The sequence below is a fragment of the Kitasatospora sp. NA04385 genome, assembly GCF_013364235.1.
Taxonomy (GTDB): domain Bacteria; phylum Actinomycetota; class Actinomycetes; order Streptomycetales; family Streptomycetaceae; genus Kitasatospora.
The window spans coordinates 4,782,722-4,799,722 of sequence record NZ_CP054919.1 but is presented as its reverse complement, the minus strand read 5'-3'; the positions used below and the strand labels follow the sequence as shown (position 1 = coordinate 4,799,722).

The 17,001-nt window shown below is 75.3% G+C and carries 12 protein-coding genes; 4 read left to right on the top strand and 8 right to left on the bottom strand.

Annotated features, from left to right (window positions below; all coding sequences use genetic code 11):
* Positions 1-121: 121 nt before the first annotated feature.
* Positions 122-712 (top strand): hypothetical protein, encoded by a 591-nt coding sequence (locus HUT16_RS38415; protein ID WP_254897923.1) that lies wholly within the window; start codon positions 122-124, stop codon positions 710-712.
* A gap of 107 nt (positions 713-819) precedes the next feature.
* On the top strand, positions 820-1,440 hold the full coding sequence (locus HUT16_RS21490; RefSeq protein ID WP_176189739.1) for a DUF4352 domain-containing protein: 621 nt from the start codon (positions 820-822) through the stop codon (positions 1,438-1,440).
* A gap of 99 nt (positions 1,441-1,539) precedes the next feature.
* On the opposite strand, the gene mfd is transcribed toward HUT16_RS21490, so the two are convergent.
* Positions 1,540-5,172: a transcription-repair coupling factor gene (gene mfd, locus HUT16_RS21485; protein WP_176189738.1), complete on the bottom strand. Its 3,633-nt coding sequence runs from the start codon at positions 5,170-5,172 to the stop codon at positions 1,540-1,542.
* 810 nt (positions 5,173-5,982) lie between these two features.
* Between mfd and HUT16_RS21480 the strand changes: the two genes are divergently transcribed.
* Complete coding sequence (locus tag HUT16_RS21480) at positions 5,983-7,290, top strand: nucleotide sugar dehydrogenase (protein ID WP_176189737.1); 1,308 nt, start codon at positions 5,983-5,985, stop codon at positions 7,288-7,290.
* Between the two features lie 58 nt (positions 7,291-7,348).
* Here the strand turns inward: HUT16_RS21480 and HUT16_RS21475 are convergent, their stop codons facing one another.
* Positions 7,349-8,596 carry a hypothetical protein gene (locus HUT16_RS21475; RefSeq protein WP_176189736.1) on the bottom strand — a complete coding sequence of 416 codons (1,248 nt, stop codon included), beginning with the start codon at positions 8,594-8,596 and terminating at the stop codon, positions 7,349-7,351.
* A 162-nt stretch (positions 8,597-8,758) separates the two neighbouring features.
* Complete coding sequence (locus HUT16_RS38410) at positions 8,759-9,751, bottom strand: SUKH-4 family immunity protein (RefSeq protein WP_254898339.1); 993 nt, start codon at positions 9,749-9,751, stop codon at positions 8,759-8,761.
* Between the two features lie 1,004 nt (positions 9,752-10,755).
* Here HUT16_RS38410 and HUT16_RS38400 point away from each other — a divergent pair.
* Complete coding sequence (locus tag HUT16_RS38400) at positions 10,756-10,968, top strand: hypothetical protein (RefSeq protein WP_254897922.1); 213 nt, start codon at positions 10,756-10,758, stop codon at positions 10,966-10,968.
* 132 nt (positions 10,969-11,100) lie between these two features.
* Here HUT16_RS38400 and HUT16_RS21465 read toward each other — a convergent pair whose 3' ends face one another.
* The 5 genes from HUT16_RS21465 to HUT16_RS21445 all read right to left on the bottom strand — a co-directional run bounded on the left by HUT16_RS21465 (position 11,101) and on the right by HUT16_RS21445 (position 16,804).
* Entirely contained in the window at positions 11,101-12,102 is a 1,002-nt protein-coding gene (locus HUT16_RS21465) for an SMI1/KNR4 family protein (protein WP_176189735.1), read from the bottom strand.
* A 133-nt stretch (positions 12,103-12,235) separates the two neighbouring features.
* Positions 12,236-13,342 (bottom strand): DegT/DnrJ/EryC1/StrS aminotransferase family protein, encoded by a 1,107-nt coding sequence (locus HUT16_RS21460; RefSeq protein ID WP_176189734.1) that lies wholly within the window; start codon positions 13,340-13,342, stop codon positions 12,236-12,238.
* Positions 13,343-13,434: 92 nt separating this feature from the next.
* Positions 13,435-14,571, bottom strand: a complete 1,137-nt coding sequence (locus tag HUT16_RS21455) for a DegT/DnrJ/EryC1/StrS aminotransferase family protein (RefSeq protein WP_254897921.1) — start codon at positions 14,569-14,571, stop codon at positions 13,435-13,437.
* 110 nt (positions 14,572-14,681) lie between these two features.
* On the bottom strand, positions 14,682-15,665 hold the full coding sequence (locus HUT16_RS21450; RefSeq protein ID WP_176189733.1) for an NAD-dependent epimerase/dehydratase family protein: 984 nt from the start codon (positions 15,663-15,665) through the stop codon (positions 14,682-14,684).
* Complete coding sequence (locus tag HUT16_RS21445; protein ID WP_176189732.1) at positions 15,662-16,804, bottom strand: Gfo/Idh/MocA family protein; 1,143 nt, start codon at positions 16,802-16,804, stop codon at positions 15,662-15,664. Before HUT16_RS21445 ends, HUT16_RS21450 begins: the two co-directional genes overlap by 4 nt.
* Positions 16,805-17,001: the final 197 nt, after the last annotated feature.

Here is a 17,001-nt window from a genome sequence, read left to right as displayed (position 1 = left end):
CGGCGTCCGGGCCCGGGGCGTCGTCGGGGCCGGACAGGGCGAGGGCGGTGAGCAGGGCGGCGGTGTCGGCCGGGAGCGGCGGCTGGACCCGGGGGTTGGCCTCGGCGTACCGGGTGAGCAGTTGCCCGTACGCGTCGGCGGGGGCGGTGTCGGCGGTGAGGCGGGCCAGCAGGCGGGCCAGGTCGAGGTGGGTGGCCCCGGCGATCAGCGGCAGGTCGAGGGCGGCGGGGGCGTCCGGGCCGAGGGTGGCGGCGGCGGTGCGGCGCAGGGCCTTGGGGAGGGCGGTGGCGAGCCGGGTGTCGGGCTGCCGGTCGAGGTCGGCGCGGGCGGCCGGGTCGCGGTGCAGCAGCAGCAGGACGGCGCCGGCCGTGACCAGGGGGGCGGCGGCCGGTCCGGCGGGGTCGCGGAGTGTCTCCAGCTGGCGCCAGACCCGTTCCAGCAGCGGGAGTTCGGCGAGTTTGCCCTGGGCGCGGAGCCACTGCTCGACCTGGTCGAGGCGGAAGGCGGGGCTGGTCTCGGTGCCGCCGGCGGGTTTCGGGAAGTCCGGGTGGCGGCGGCGCCAGTTGGAGACCGCGGCCCGGCCGACGCCGGCCAGCCGGGCGATCTCGGCGGCCGTGACCTCGGGGCGGTCCGGCATCTGCGGTCTCCTTCGCGGCGGCGGGCGTGGCCACGCAGCATAGCAACTCCACTCCTCCGAATCGTTCACAGGTGAACGGAGAGGTTTGGTGAATCGCAATTGACACTGTTCACAGCAGAGTGGTTCAGTAGGGCCGTCGCCGGAACCGCCGGCCGCCGCAGACCTCCCTGGGGGGAACCGCCATGTCCGTCCGCATCCGCACCCGTCGCACCGCCGCCGTCCTGCTCGGCACCGCCCTGCTCGCCGCCGCGGCCACCGCCTGCGGCCCGACCGACAGCAGCGTCGCCACCGCGCCCAAGAGCAGCGCCGCCGCACCCGCCGCGACCGGCGGCGAGGCGTCCGCCCCGGCCGCCGCGCCGGAGTCGGGCGGCGCCGGGGCCCCGGCGGTGGCGAAGGTCGGCGACACCATCGCGCTGACCGGCCTGGAGAAGAAGGACACCGCGGACGTCACCCTGGTGAAGGTGGTGGACCCGGCGGAGAGCTCGAACGAGTACCTCCAGCCCGCCGAGGGCAAGCGCTACGTCTCGGTCCAGTTCCGGATCAAGGCGACCGGCTCCGCCGCCTACACGGACACCCCGGCGACCGGTGCCAAGCTGATCGACGCCCAGGGCCAGAGCTTCACCTCGACCTTCGCGGAGACCAAGGCCGGCCCGGAGTTCCCCGGCTCGGTGAACATCGCCCCCGGGGACAGCAGCCTCGGCTTCGTCACCTTCGAGATCCCGGCCGACGCCAAGCCCGACAAGGTCCAGTACGCCCTGAACAGCGGCTTCGCCGAGCAGTCGGGCCAGTGGAAGCTGGCGTGACCCGGGCCGCCGGGGGGCGCCGGAACGCGGACGGGGCGCCGGGGGGCGCCCGCCTGCCGCCCTCCGGCGCCCCCGCTGACGGGTGCGCGGCCGTGCCCGCTACCGCTTGAGGTCCTCGAACATGGTGCTCAGGAACTCGGCGCACCAGGACAGCAGCTCCCGCCCGACCAGCGGCTTGCCGCCGATCCGGCCGCCGCTGCCCGGCCGCGGCACCAGCAGCTGCCGGGCGGCGGACTTGACCTGGGTGCGCGGGTAGAGCCGGTTCAGCCGCAGCTGCTGGGACTCCCGCAGCTCGACCGGCCCGAACCGGACGAAGGAGCCCTGCAGCGTGATGTCGCCGATGCCGCAGCGCCGGGCGAACAGCCGCAGCCCCGCCACCAGCAGCAGGTTCTCCACCGGCTCGGGCAGCTTGCCGTAGCGGTCGGTGAGCTCCTCGCGGACCTGCGCGATGTCCTCCTCGGCGTTGACCGCCGCGATCGAGCGGTACGCCTGGAGGCGCAGCCGCTCCCCCGGCGCGTAGTCGTGCGGGACGTGCGCGTCCACCGGCAGCTCGATCTTCACCTCCAGCGGCTCCTCCTCCGGCTCCCCGCCGCCGCCCTCCAGCGACTCGCGGAACTCGGCGACCGCCTCGCCGACCATCCGCATGTAGAGGTCGAAGCCGACGCCCGCGATGTGCCCGGACTGCTCGCCGCCCAGCAGGTTGCCGGCGCCGCGGATCTCCAGGTCCTTCATCGCCACGTACATGCCCGCGCCCATCTCGGTGTGCTGGGCGATGGTGGCCAGGCGCTCGTGCGCGGTCTCGGTGAGCGGCTTCTCCGGCGGGTACAGCATGTACGCGTAGCCGCGCTCGCGGCCGCGGCCGACCCGGCCGCGCAGCTGGTGCAGCTGGGACAGGCCGAAGGTGTCGCCGCGCTCCACGATCAGGGTGTTGGCGTTGGAGATGTCGATGCCGGACTCGACGATGGTGGTGGACACCAGGACGTCGAACTCCTTCTCCCAGAAGTCGACGACGACCTTCTCCAGCTGGGTCTCCCCCATCTGCCCGTGCGCGGTCGCCACCCGGGCCTCCGGCACCAGGTCCTTCAGCCGGGCCGCCGCCTTGTCGATCGACTCGACCCGGTTGTGGATGTAGAACACCTGGCCCTCGCGCAGGAGTTCGCGGCGGACCGCGGCGGCGATCTGCTTCTCGTCGTACGGGCCGACGAAGGTCAGCACCGGGTGCCGCTCCTCCGGCGGGGTGGTGATGGTGGACATCTCGCGGATGCCGGTGACCGCCATCTCCAGGGTGCGCGGGATCGGGGTCGCGGACATGGTCAGCACGTCCACGTTGGCCCGCAGCTTCTTCAGCTGCTCCTTGTGCTCGACGCCGAAGCGCTGCTCCTCGTCGACGATCACCAGGCCCAGGTCCTTGAACCTGGTCTCCGAGGAGAACAGCCGGTGGGTGCCGATCACCACGTCCACCGAGCCCTCGAACAGGCCCTCCAGCACCGCCTTCGCCTCGGTGTCGGTCTGGAACCGGGACAGCGCCTTCACGGTGACCGGGAAGTTCGCGTACCGCTCGGCGAAGGTCGAGAAGTGCTGCTGCACCAGCAGCGTGGTCGGCACCAGCACCGCCACCTGCTTGCCGTCCTGGACGGCCTTGAAGGCGGCTCTCACGGCGATCTCGGTCTTGCCGTAGCCGACGTCGCCGCAGATCAGCCGGTCCATCGGGACGGACTTCTCCATGTCCGCCTTGACCTCGCCGATGGTGGTCAGCTGGTCGGGCGTCTCCGCGTACGGGAAGGCGTCCTCCAGCTCGCGCTGCCACGGGGTGTCCGGGCCGAAGGCGTGGCCGGGGGCCGCCATCCGGGCCGAGTACAGCTTGATCAGGTCGGCGGCGATCTCCTTGACCGCCTTCTTGGCCCGCTGCTTGGTCTTCGCCCAGTCCGCGCCGCCCAGGCGGTGCAGCGTCGGCGCCTCGCCGCCCACGTACTTGGTGACCTGGTCGAGCTGGTCGGTCGGCACGAACAGCCGGTCGCCGGGGTGGCCGCGCTTGGCGGGCGCGTACTCCAGCACCAGGTACTCGCGGGTGGCGCCCTGCACGGTGCGCTGCACCATCTCCACGTACCGGCCGACGCCGTGCTGCTCGTGCACCACGTAGTCGCCGGCCGCCAGCGCCAGCGGGTCGATCGCGTTGCGGCGGCGGGACGGCATCCGGCGCATGTCCTTGGTGGAGGACCGCTGGCCGGACAGGTCGGTCTCGGTGACGACGGTGAGCTTCAACTCCTCGTCCACGAAGCCGTGCTCGATCGAGCCGCAGGAGACGTACACCACGTCCCGGGTCGGGGCCTCGGCGAGGTCGGCGACCAGCCGGGCCGCGATGCCCTCGTTGCCGAGCACCTCGGCCAGTCGGGACGCCGGGCCGTGGCCCTCGGTGACCATCACCACCCGCCAGTCGGCGGCCAGCCGCTCCCGGGCGTCGGCGATCGCCCGCGCGGTGTCGCCGCGGTAGGCCTCGACGGCGTGCATGCCCAGGGTCAGGGTGTCCGCATCGCCCTGCCAACCGGCGGCCCCGCCGCGGGCGAGGACGTCGTTCACGGTGGAGTCGCTGGTGGCGAACGGGCTGACCGACCACCACGGCAGGCCGATCCCGGCGGCGTGCTCGCGGACGTCCGCCAGCGACCACAGCGAGGCGGCCGAGACGTCGATCGCCTCCAGGTCGATCGGGCGGTCGGCGCCCGCCGCCGCGGCCACCCAGGACGCGGCCAGGAACTCCTGGCTGGTGGCCACCAGGTCGGCGGCCCGGGTGCGGACCCGCTCCGGGTCGCACACCACGGCGATCGAACCGGCCGGCAGCACGTCCAGCAGCAGTTCCATGTCGTCCACCAGCACCGGGGCCAGCGACTCCATGCCCTCGACCGCGATGCCCTGGGCGATCTTGTCCAGGATCTCGCCCAGCTCGGGGTGGTCGGCGGCCAGGGCGGCGGCCTTCGCCCGCACCTCGTCGGTCAGCAGCAGCTCCCGGCAGGGCGGCGCCCACAGGCCGTGCTCGGCGATCTCCAGCGACCGCTGGTCGGCGACCTTGAAGTAGCGGATCTCCTCGACGTCGTCGCCCCAGAACTCCACCCGCAGCGGGTGCTCCTCGGTCGGCGGGAAGACGTCCAGGATGCCGCCGCGCACCGCGAACTCGCCGCGTTTCTCGACCAGTTCGACCCGGGCGTAGGCGGCGGCCGCCAGCTTGCGGGACACCTCGCCCAGGTCGTGCTGCTCGCCGCGCCGCAGCGCCACCGGCTCCAGCTCGGCCAGCCCCTTCACCTGCGGCTGCAGCACGCTGCGCACCGGCGCCACCACCACCTGCACCGGCCCGGCGGCCGCGTCGTCGGCGCGCGGGTGGACGATCCGGCGCAGCACGGCCAGCCGGCGGCCCACCGTGTCGGAACGCGGGGAGAGCCGCTCGTGCGGCAGCGTCTCCCAGGCCGGGAACTCGGCGACCGCGTCGGGGGGCAGCAGCGAGCGCAGCGACGCCGCGAGGTCCTCGGCCTCCCGGCCGGTGGCGGTCACGGCCAGCACCGGCCGGCCCGCCTCGCCGCCGCGGGCGGCCAGCGAACGGGCCAGCGCGGCGATCGCGAACGGCCGGGCGGCGGGCGGGCCGACCAGGTCGAGGTGCTGCCTGTGCCCCGTGGCCGCCGCCTCGATCGCCTCGGCGAGGGCGGCGTCCCGTACGACGACATCGAGCAGTCCGGACAGGCTCATACGTCAGTTTCTCCACGACGGGGAGTGGCCCGGCGCAGGAGGCGGCCGGGCAGCGCGACAGCCCGGAACGCGGTGCGCCCCGGGGGGTGTCCAGCCTACGCCGCACCGCCGCCGCGCACGCGGTGCGGCGCTCACAACGGCCCGCGGCCGCCCCCGCCCCGGGTGCTCCCCGCCCCTTTGGGCCCCTCCCCGCCCGGACTCACCGGTATCCGGTCGGGCTCGTCCAGAGATCATGCGGTCGACACATTTCTGTCACTGTGCGGCCATGGTCGCCGCGCACCATGGATGTCAGCGCAGGCCGCATCCAACCGTGGGGGATGGCTGCGGAAGCGCGATCGCACCTCGATGGGGGTCGGGAGTGCGAAGGCCGGGCGACCCTGGGTGGGGGCGCCCGTGCCACTCACGCCGGGACTCGCGGCGCCCGCTCCCGGGCGGGCGCCGCGGATCTCGGCGTCCGGGTGTCCGGCCGACGGATTTCCCGGAATTCCGGCGGCCGATTCCGGGGGCCTCGGGGAATCCCGGCGAAATGCCCGGTCGAACCGGCGACAGCACGGCCGCCCGCCGAACCCGTGGGACGCACCGGAACGGCACCCCGAGGGAAACTCCGACCGCACCGCCGGGAGGGGGATGCGCGTTCCCGGCGCCCGGGCCGCCGAAAACGCGCCCGTCCGGAGGCCGTCGGGCCGGGTCGGCCGCGGTCGGCCCATCGGCATCGATTCGGGCGAAGCCGCCCGCGCGGAGGCCGCCGCTCCGTACCCTCGTGTGAAGAAGGTGTGGGGACACCGGTCATTTCCAGGGGGTTTCTTCGTCATGCGCGTCGTCATCGCAGGTCAGGGCTATGTCGGACTCCCGCTCGCGGTTCGCGCCGCCGAGGTGGGCCACCGCGTCGTCGGGTACGACGTGGACGAGCGCCGGATCAAGCGGCTCGCGGTCGGCGAGTCGTACGTCGAGGACATCCCCGGGGAGCGGCTGCGCCCGCTGCTCGACAGCGGGGCGTACCTGCCCTCCGCCGACCCCGCCGACGTCGCGGGGTTCGACGTCGCGGTGATCACCGTCCCGACGCCGCTGCGCGAGGGGGTGCCCGACCTCTCGTACATCGAGGCGTCCGCGAAGCTGCTGGGCCGGCACCTGAAGCCCGGCGCGACGGTGGTGCTGGAGTCCACCACGTACCCGGGCACCACCGAGGAGCTGCTCGCCCCGCTGCTGGAGTCGGGCTCCGGGCTGCGGGCCGGGGCCGACTTCCACCTCGGCTACAGCCCCGAGCGGATCGACCCGGGCAACCCGGTGTGGAAGCTGGAGAACACCCCGAAGGTCGTCTCCGGCACCACCCCCGAGGGCCTGGCCGCCGTCAGCGGCTTCTACGGGGAGTTGGTCGAGCGGACGGTGCCGGTCTCCTCCTGCAAGGAGGCCGAGCTGACCAAGCTGCTGGAGAACACCTTCCGGCACGTCAACATCGCCCTGGTCAACGAGCTCGCGATGTTCGCCCACGACCTCGGCATCGACGTCTGGGAGGCCATCGACGCGGCCTCCACCAAGCCCTTCGGCTTCCTGCGCTTCACCCCGGGCCCCGGCGTGGGCGGGCACTGCCTGCCGATCGACCCCTCGTACCTGTCCTGGCGGGTCGAGCGCGCCCTCGGGCAGTCCTTCCGGTTCGTCGAGCTCGCCAACGACGTCAACAGCCACATGCCGGACTACGTGGTGCGCCGCCTCACCGAGGCGCTCAACCAGCGCCGCCGCAGCGTGAACGGCTCGCGCGTGCTGGTCCTGGGCCTCGCCTACAAGGCCAACACCGGCGACGCCCGGGAGACCCCGGCGGCCCGGGTCGTCGACCTGCTCACCCGCCAGGGCGCGGAGGTCCGCGCCGCGGACCCGCACGTGGTGGCCGGCGTCCACGTCGCCGAACCGCACATCCCCGGCCAGCGCACCGCCGCCCACGAGGGCGGCCCGCTCGCCGCCGTCCACCGCGTCGAGGCCACCCCCGAGGAACTGGCCGCCGCCGACGCCGTCGTCCTGCTCGCCGACCACGACGAGTTCGACTACGACGCCGTCACCACCCACGCCCGCTACGTCCTCGACTGCCGCCGCCGCCTGACGGGGGCGACGGTCGAGGTGCTGTAGGAGAGCCCGCCAGGGGCTCGGGGAACGGCGGGGCCCGTTCCCCTGCGGGCCGGGAAGCTCAGCCCCGGCGCTGGATGCGGTTGCGGTCCGGGCGGGTGTCGTGGTCGATGCCGTCGTCGACGATGACGATCTTGGGGACGATGCGCTCCTCGACCGTGGCGTCCGGCTTCGTCTCCGGCTTCGGTTCCGGCTTCGCCTCGGGCTTCGTCGCCGGCTTCGGGGGCAGCGGGGCCTTGCTGAGGTCGGCCGGGGGAGCCGTCGGGGCCGCGGGAGCCGCCGGGGCCGCTGCGGTGTGCGGCTTGCGGGGGTCCTCCTGCTTGGGCCTGACCGGGCCCAGGACGGTGGTGGGCTGGTCGACGGCCGGGGACTTGGCGAGGTCGGCCTTCTTGGCGGCGACGGCCTCGGCGGCGTCCTCCGGGTCCTCGATGGCGCCGACGGCCGCGCCGGTGAGGGAGGCCAGGGTGCCCTTGATGTGGTCGAGGTGGGTCTGGACCTTGTCGAGGCGCTTGGTGAAGTCGGCCTGCTCGCGCTCGCTGGCGGCCCTGATCCGGGCGGCCTTCTCCTGCGCGGCGGCGAGCGCCGCGTCCGCCTTGGCCTGGGCGTCGCCGTCGAGGCGGCGGGCCTCGTCCAGCATCGCCTCGCGGTGCTGCTCGGCCTCCTTGACCCGGGCGTCGGCCGCGGCGGTGACCTTGGCCACGGCGGCGTCGGCGGCGGTCTCGGCGGCGGCGAAGTCCTCGTCGGCCTTGCGGCGGCGCTCGGCGAGGGTGCTCTCGGACTGCTCGGAGGCGTTGGCCGCGGCGACCCGGACCCGGGCGGCGTGGCCGGTCGCGGCGTGGATGACGGCGCGGGACTCGGCGTCGGCCTCGGACCGGATGCGCTCGGCCTCGGCGCGGCTGCGCTCGTCGGTGCGGCGGACGAACTGGTCGGTCTCCTCGCGCAGCTTGGCGGCGAAGTCCTTCGCCGCCTTGGCGGCGGCCTCGCCGGCCTCGTGGGCGGCGTCCCGGGCGTCCTCGCCGGAGCGCTTGGCCTTGGCGTGGATGGCGTCGGCCTCGTTGAGGGCGATGCCGAGCAGGACGGCGGCCTGGTCGCTGAGCTCGGCGAAGTCCGGGTCGGGGGCGTCGTCGGCGGCCTGCTTGATGTCGGCGAGCCGCTTCTCCATCTCGCGCAGGCCCCCGCCCAGGACGCTGAGCCGCTCCCACGCCTCGTCGCGGGCGCGGCTGAGCGCGGTGACGGCCGCGTCGACCTGGTCGGGCGCGTAGCCGCGCCGGGACGGGGTGAAGCCGTACTGGGACACGGCGTCGCTCATTTCGGCTGTTCTCCTCGTGCTCGCGGGCTGCGCGGCCCCGCCGGGTTTGCCTGGTGCAGGTGGGTCGGGCGAACCGTCCCATTGACCTATTTTGCGCAGATACGAACGCAAACCAAACAGGGGCCGTCGCGCGGCCGGAGGAACCGGCCGCGCGACGCGGGGCTAGAGCAGGCCGTCCCAGAGCTGTTCGACCAGGACGGCCCACCAGCTCTCGGGGGTGTGCACGGCGGCCGGGTCGACCGCCATCAGCTGGGCCTGGAGGTCGGTGGTCCAGCGTCCGGCCTGCTCGGGGTTGAGGCCGAGCCGCAGGCGCCACATCCGGGCCAGCACCACCAGGCAGCCGACGAACTCGGGGACGCCGGTGTTGACGAAGCGCGGCGGCTCGGCCGGGTTCTCCAGGTCGACGGCGACCACCGCGGCGGTGCCGTACTGGACGCACAGCTGGCGGCCGTAGTCGTTGCCGAGGACCAGGTAGCCGCCGAAGTCCGGGCCGGACGGCAGGCCGCGCTCGGCGGCCAGCTCGGCCAGCGTCGGGATGGGGCGGCCCTCCTGGGCCTGGGCCCAGAAGAACGGCGCGAACTCGCGCGGCAGGCCGACCCACATCAGCGTCTGGGCGACCGGCTCCGGCACGCCCTGGCGGGCCACCGCGCGCTGCTCGAACCGGAACATCGAGGGGCCGAACATGCTGCCGAACTCCGCCGCGAGCTGCTGCGGCGGCGCGGGCGGCAACTGCTGGACGGTGCCGGGCGCGGGCAGCGGCACCCGGACGGTGCGCGGGCGCGGCGGCGCCGACACCAGCTGGTGCATCTGCTCGACGTGCTCGCTGAGCACGTTCATGCCGGCCTGCCGGGCCGCGGCGTCCCGCCCGTACGGGGCGGTGTGGCTGATCCGGGCGTTCGGCCAGGACGCCCGCACCATCCGGGCGCAGTAGCCGCCGGGCAGGTCGCACAGCTCCAGGTCGGTGTGCACCTCCAGCACCTGGTCGGCGGGCACGCCCAGGCGGCGCAGCTCGTGGAACGCCTTCCACTCGGGGTGCGGGGTGCCGAGCTCGGAGGTCATCACCATGCTCAGCTCGGAGCCGTCGGGGCCCCGGTAGTTGACCACGGCGGTGGTGCCGGGGCCGACCGTGGGCGGGCCGGCCGGCGGCGGGGCCACCGGCGCGGGCGCACCGGGCGGGAAGCCGCCGGGCTGCGGGCGCCGGGGAACGGCGGCGGGGCCTGGAACGGCGGCGCGCCCTGCGGGGCCGGGGCGCCGGGGAACGGCTGGCCGGGGCCGCCCTGCATCGGGAACGGCGGGTGGCGCCCGGCGGCAGCTCGATCGCCGGGGCCAGCTGGGTGGCCTGGTGGGCGACGGCGGCGGCCCGGGCGCGGGGCGGCGGGCGGGCGCCCTCGGCGCGCAGCCCGGCGGGGGCGGGCGGCGGGGCGCCGGGCCGCCGCGGCCGCCGGAGTGCGGGCGGGGCCGTCGTAGGAGGGCAGCAGGTCGTTCGGCGGGGCGGCGGGGCGCGCCCGGGCCGCTGCGGCCGCCGGAGTGCGGGCGGGGCCGCCGGTGGAGGGCAGCAGCTCGTTCGGCGGGGCGGCGGCGGGGCGCCGGGGCCGCCGCGGCCGAGCGGGCCGGGGCCGCCGGGGACCCCGGGCGGCACGGGCGCGCCGGGGCCGGGGGCGCCGGGCAGGCCCATCAGGCCGGGCGGGCCGTCGGTGGCGAGCATGGTCGCCGCGTAGTTGACCCCGGGCCCGGCGGCGGGCGCGGCCGGAGGTACGGCGGCGGGGCGGCGGGGGCATGGCGGGCGCGCCGGGGCCGGGGTACGGCGGGTGGCACCGGGCGGCACGGGCGCGGCGGGGGGCGGCACGACGGCGTTGGGGGCGAGCACGGTGGCGTCCTCGGAGCCGGGGAAGGCGCGGCCCCCGGGGGCGCCGGGCGGCGGGACGGGCAGTCCGGCGGCGGGCGTGCCGGTGAAGTAGCTGGGGCCCTCACCGCCGGGCTCCAGCGGCGCGGCCTGCTGAACGGGCGGCTGCTGGACCGGCGGCTGCGGCGCCGGAGCGGGCGCGGGCACGGCAGCGGGCGCGGCGGCGGGTGCGGGCGCGGCGAGGCGGTCGGCCTCGGCCGCGAGCGCGGCGGCCCCGGCCTCCTGCAGCCACTGCGGGGGGCTGAGCAGGAAGGAGGTGGCCTCGACGGCGCCGCGCACCGGCTTGGCGGCGCCGGCCGGGTTGGGCTCGCTCTCGGAGCCGTACAGCTCCTCGTACTGCCGCACCACCTCGTTGACCGGCAGCGGCGGCCAGAGCGTGCTGGCGCCGCTGTCCCGGGCGATCACCAGGCGCGGCGAGCTGCCGGGGCCGCCGGTGTGCTCGCTGCCGTCGACGGCCCAGCAGACGTAGCCGAGGTCGAACTCGCGGACCTTCACCTCGCGGTGCTGCGAGCGCGGCACCCCGGCGTTGATCCAGTCCTCGGCGGTCTCCTGCGCCTGCGCGTACGTGGTCACCACGTCTCGTCCCACCCCTGTCCTTCGGTCAGTTCACCGGGACGGCGCGGGCGAAGCCGCCGTCCACCATGAGTTCGGCGACGGTCTCCAGCTCCGCGGGGCTGCCCGCGAGGCGCAGCAGGAACGCGTCGAAGCTGTCGCCGCAGGGCAGCAGGAGGCGCTGCACCCGCTGTTCGACGGGTTCCTCGGAGCCGTCGTCGCGGGCGTCGTCGTAGGGCAGGAAGCCGACCGAGCCGGTGCCCTCGCCGCGGACCCTGACGGTCAGCAGGCCGCCCTGGAGGTAGGCGACGGCGAGCTGGTCCTTGGGCAGGTGGTCGCGCAGGCACTTGTTGGCGTACACCAGGTCGTCGGTGCCGTACTCCTCGCTGAGGGTGAGGAACGGCTGGTCGACCAGCAGGCCGAGGTCGACGTCGAGCGCGACGCCGACCGGGCCGCGGCCGCCGGCGAGCTTCAGGAAGTCCCGGTAGGCGGTCGGCAGCGGGTGGCCGAGGCGCTGCTCGGCGCGCTGGACGAGGTCCTCGGTGACGGCGAGCGGGTCGCCGCCGTCCTTGGCCAGCGCGAAGTGCGCGGGGCGGTGGTCCTGGAGCGGGCGGGTGCCGCGGCGGGTGTGGTCGGCGGTGGAGCGGGCCAGGCCGCCGTGGTGCCGCAGCAGCGCCTTGACCTCGACCGGGACGAGTTCCATCCGGCGCCAGCCCTCGGGGGCGCCGCCCACCGCGTGGTGCCAGGTCCAGCCGGGCGGGGTGGCGACGGCGGTGTCCAGGTCGGCCCAGAGCTCGTGGCCCTGGGTGTAGAGCGCGGCGTTGGCCGACACGTAGTCGGTCAGGCGCAGTTCGTCGACGCCGAAGCCGGCCGGCGGGTCGGCGACCTCGGCCGCGGCGGCGGCGTACGGCGCGAAGTCGGGGTAGCCGTTCTCGTCGACGCGCACGCCCCCGGGGTGCCGCTGGGCCCGGACCGGGTCCGGGAACTGCACCACCTGGCCCGCGTAGGCCGCGTTGGGCGCGGCGGCGGTGCCGGGCCGACCTGTCGTCATCTGTGGTCCCCCACTGGCAGAAGCCGATTTCCTCGGGGACCAGCGTAGGGCAACGGCCGTTCGCGTTCGGGGTACGGTCCCACCCTGCCCGGGGGCCCGGCCGGACGCGGCCCGGCCGGGCGGTCGCCGCGGGTCAGCGGGTGCGCAGCGCGGCGGCCAGCGCCTCGGCGACCCGGGTCTGCTGGACCTCGGTGAGCTGCGGGAACAGCGGCAGGGTGAGCAGTTGTCCGGCGGCCCGCTCGGTGACCGGGAAAGCGCCTTCCGGATGGCCGAGGTGGCGGAACGCGGGCTGCAGGTGCACCGGGACGGGGTAGTGCACCCCGGCGCCGATCCCGGCCTCCTGGAGGGCGGCCAGCACGCGGTCGCGGCCGTGCCCGACCCGGACCGCGTACAGGTGCCAGACGTGCTCGTTGCCGGGCAGGGTGCGCGGCAGGGTGATCCCGTCCAGGCCGCCGAGCAGCTTGTCGTAGCGTTCGGCGGCGGCCCGGCGGAGCTCGTTCCAGCCGGGCAGCCGGCGGAGCTTGGCGCGCAGCACCACGGCCTGCAGGGTGTCCATCCGGGAGTTGAAGCCGAACTTCTCGTGGACGTACTTGCGGGCCGAGCCGTGGTCGCCGATCAGCCGCACCGCGTCGGCGAGTTCGGCGTCGTCGGTGACCACCGCGCCGGCGTCGCCGTACGCGCCGAGGTTCTTGCCGGGGTAGAAGCTGGTGGCCGAGATCCGCCCCCAGCTGCCGGACGGCCGGCCGTGCCGGGTGGCGCCCTGCGACTGGGCGCCGTCCTCGACCACCGGCAGCCCGTCGGCGATCTCCAGCAGGTGCTCCATCGGGGCGAGTTGGCCGTTGAGGTGGACGGGCATCAGCGCGACGGCCTGCCCGGTCCGGGCGGCGGCCTGCTCGACGTCGATCAGCAGGTGGTCCTCGTCCACGTCCACCAGGACCGGCCGCAGCCCGGCCCGGACCACCGCCTCGGCGGTCGCCACGAAGGTGTTCGCGGGCAGCACCACCCCGCCGCCCGGCTTCAGCTCCAGCGCCCGCAGCGCCAGTTCCAGCGCGTCGGTGCCGTTCGCCGTCCCCACCGCGTGCCCGGTGCCGGAGAACGCCGCGTACTCCCGCTCGAACGCGGCCACGTCGGGGCCCTTGATGTAGGCCCCGCTCGCCAGCACCGCGTCGAAGCCCGCCCGGACCTCGTCGGCGATCTCGGCGTGCGAAGCGTGCAGGTCGACCAGGGGGATGTTCGTCACGAAGGGGTGACCTCTCAGACCAGGGGCGCGGGGGACCGCGCGAATCGGAGGACGGACGGCGGGAGGATCGCGGCGGGGAGGCGCCCCGGGGGTCAGCGCCCCAGGGCCGTCCTGAGCGCCGAGACGACGTGCTCCACCTGCTCGTGGGTGAGCGAGTGGTACAGCGGCAGGATCAGCGTCCGCGCGGTGATCTCCTCCGTCACCGGGAGCGGGACCCGCGCGGTGCCCTTGTACGGGGCCTCCAGGTGGGCGGCCATGATGCCGCGCCGGGCGGAGACGCCGTCGGCGGCCAGCCGGGTCAGGACCTCGCCGCGGTCGGGGGCGTCCTCGGGCAGCCGCAGCCACAGCGACTGGAAGTTGGAGGTGCCGTGGGACGGGTCGCCGACCAGCCGGGCGGCCAGCTCCTCCCCCAGCAGTTCCCGGTAGCGGTCGGCGAGTTCGCGCCGCCGGGCGACCATCGCGGGCAGCTTGCCGAGCTGGACCAGGCCGATCGCCGCCTGGACGTCGGTCATCCGGTGGTTGAAGCCGATCTCGTCGTAGGTCTCCACGACGCCCGCCCCGCCCGCCCCGGCGTGCCGGTCGGCGGCCGAGACGCTCATCCCGTGCTCGCGCAGCCGCCGCAGCCGGGCGGCGAGCCCGGCGTCCTGGCAGGTGACCATGCCGCCCTCGCCGGTGGTGAGCAGCTTGCGCGGGTGGAAGGAGTACGCGGCGACGGCGGCGTCCGCCCCGGCCGGGCGGCCGCGCAGGGTGGAGCCGGCGGCGCAGGCGGCGTCCTCGACCACGGTGGCGCCGCGGGGCTCGGCCAGCGCCCGGATCGCGTCCAGGTCGACCGGGACGCCGCCCTGGTCGACGGCGACCACGGCCCGGGTGCGGTCGGTGAGCAGCGGGGCGACGGTCTCGGCGGTGAGGTTGCCGGTGGCCGGGTCGACGTCCGCGAAGACCGGGGTGGCGCCGACGTAGGTGACGGCGTTGGCGGTGGCGATGAAGGAGAGCGAGGGGACGACGACCTCGTCGCCGGGGCCGACGCCGGCGCCGATCATCGCCAGGTGCAGGGCGGTGGTGCAGGAGGAGACCGCGACGGCGTGCGGCACGCCGAGGAACTCGGCGAACGCCCGCTCGAACGCGGCGACCCGGGGGCCCTGCGCGACCCAGCCGGAGCGGACCGCCTCGGCGGCGGCCTCGGCCTCCTCGTCGCCGAGCCAGGGGATCATGACGGGGATGGTGGACACGGTGGTGCTCCTTCGCATCACGCACGGCTCCGCTTCGCGCGGTCCTACGGGGTGGCCGCCGCCCGGGGCGGCGGGGCGGGTCTAGCGCCCGGCCGGGGCCGGCCCGGGCGCTAGAGCTGCTCGCGCCACCAGGCGACGAGCCTGCGCAGCCCGTCGGTGAGCCCGAGTTCGGGCTTCCAGCCGAGGTCGCGCTCGGCCGCGGAGACGTCGGCCAGGCGCCGGACCACGCCGCCGGCGGTGTCCCGGGCCGGGCCGTGCTCGACGTCGAGGTCGGAGTCCATGGCGGCGAGCAGCGCGTCGGCGAGGCCGCGCAGCGAGACCTCGCTGCCGGAGGCGATGTTGTAGACCCGGTCGGTGACGGGGGCGGCGGCGGCCAGCAGGTTGGCCCGGGCGATGTCCTCGGTGTAGACGAAGTCCATGGTCTGGGCGCCGTCGCCGAAGATCAGCGGGGGCTGTCCGGCGGCGATCCGCTCCATCCAGCGGATGAACACCTCGGTGTAGCGGCCGTGCACGTCCATCCGGGGGCCGTACACGTTGAAGTACCGCAGGGCGACGTAGTCGAGGCCGTGCATGGCGTGGAAGCTGCGCAGCAGGCCCTCGTTGAAGACCTTGGCGGCGCCGTACAGGGTGTCGTTGTGGTACGGGTGCTGGGTCTCGGGCGTCGGGAAGGTGTCCGCGAGGCCGTACACCGAGGCGGTGGAGGAGGCGATCACCTTGCGCACGCCGGTCTCGGCGGCGGCCTCGACCACGTCGAAGGTGCCGTCGACCATGACCTCCAGGGCGAGCCGGGGTTCGGCGGCGCACTGGGTGATCCGGATCGCGGCGAGGTGGAACAGCAGGTCGGTGCCGGTGCCGAGCAGGTCGCGCAGCAGGGCGCGGTCGCGGATGTCGCCGTCGACGACCCGCAGCTGCCCGGGGGCGGCGAGTTCCCGGGCGCGGGCCAGGTTGGCCGCCCGGCCGCGGACGAAGTTGTCGAGGACGACGACCTCGCGGGCGCCGGCCTCGACCAGCTGGTCGACGACGGTGGAGCCGATGGTTCCGGCGCCGCCGGTGACCAGGCAGCGGGAGCCTTCGAGGGGGACGGCGGCGTTCATCGGGCGGCGGCCTTCTGCTGGTCGGGGAGCTGGTCGGGGAGCTTGCGGGTGATCAGGGCGGCGTCGTCGGAGGCGTCCACCGGGACGGTGGCGCCGCCGAGTTCGAGGCTGCGGGAGGCGGCGTGCAGCAGGCGCAGCACGCGCAGCCCGGCGCGGCCGTCGGTGAGCGGGGCGCGGCCCTCGGTGATGGCGGCGGCGAACTCGCCCATCACGTTGCGCAGCGCCTCCTGCTCGACCAGGGCGGGGGCGACCACGTCGCCGACCCGGTAGGAGATCAGGGCGCGGTGCCGGATGGCGTCGGTGAGCTCGTCGGGCGGGGTGAGGTCGACGCCGCGGTCGTGGACGGCGAGCCGGGCCTGCGGGTTGAGGTCGTCCCAGACCAGGGTGCGGCGGGAGCCGCCGATCAGGGTGGTGCGGACCTTGGTCGGGGAGAGCCAGTTGACGTGGCAGTGGGCGAGCGCGCCGTTGGACAGGTGCAGCGTCAGGTAGGCGACGCAGGCCCGGCCGGCGCCGATCGGGTCGGCGGCCTGGGCGCTGACGCCGACGGGTTCGACGCCCGGCGGCAGCACGAAGTCGAGGATCGACAGGTCGTGCGGGGCGAGGTCCCACAACACGTCGACGTCGGGCTGGACCAGGCCGAGGTTGATCCGCACCGAGTCGAAGAACTGGATGTCGCCGATCTCGCCGCCGTGCACGAGTTCGCGGATCCGGCGCACCACCGGCGTGTAGCAGAAGGTGTGGTCGCACATCAGGACCAGGCCGCGCTCCTCGGCGAGGGCGACCAGGTCGGCGGCCTCCTCGACGGTGGTGGTGATCGGCTTCTCCACCAGGACGTGCTTGCCGGCCTCCAGGGCGGCCCGGGCGAGCCGGTGGTGCACGCCGGCGGGCGTGGCGATGGCCACCGCCTGGACGCGCTCGTCGGCGAGCACCTGCTCGTAGGAGGTGGTGGAGGCGACCGTCGAGTACTCGCCGAGGACCCGGCGGGAGCGCTGCTCGTCGAGGTCGCACAGCCAGTGCAGCCGCAGTGCGGCGGTCTGCTGGGCGTTGCGGACCAGGTTCGGGCCCCAGTAGCCGGCGCCGACCACGGCCAGTCCGATCCGCCGGTCCGGTTGCCGTTCGGTGCTGCCCGGTGTGGGCACGTGTTCCCCTGGCGCCTCGTGCGCCACGACGTTCGACCCCATCGCAAGACCCCCCTTGCCGCCGCGTCGCTCGAACGGTACCGGCCCGGCCGGGCCCATCGGGGCACAATCGGCAAAACCGGTGCGGACCACCAGGGGCGCGCGGGGCGGGAGTTCGTCCCTCCGTACACCTCCGCGCGCCCCGTGTCCGCACCCCG

Coding starts and splice junctions, on each gene's coding strand:
- HUT16_RS21490 (WP_176189739.1), top strand. CDS start 820: ATGTCCGTCCGCATCCGCACCCGTCGCACCGCCGCCGTCCTGCTCGGC.
- mfd (WP_176189738.1), bottom strand. CDS start 5,172: ATGAGCCTGTCCGGACTGCTCGATGTCGTCGTACGGGACGCCGCCCTC.
- HUT16_RS21480 (WP_176189737.1), top strand. CDS start 5,983: ATGCGCGTCGTCATCGCAGGTCAGGGCTATGTCGGACTCCCGCTCGCG.
- HUT16_RS21475 (WP_176189736.1), bottom strand. CDS start 8,596: ATGAGCGACGCCGTGTCCCAGTACGGCTTCACCCCGTCCCGGCGCGGC.
- HUT16_RS21465 (WP_176189735.1), bottom strand. CDS start 12,102: ATGACGACAGGTCGGCCCGGCACCGCCGCCGCGCCCAACGCGGCCTAC.
- HUT16_RS21450 (WP_176189733.1), bottom strand. CDS start 15,665: ATGAACGCCGCCGTCCCCCTCGAAGGCTCCCGCTGCCTGGTCACCGGC.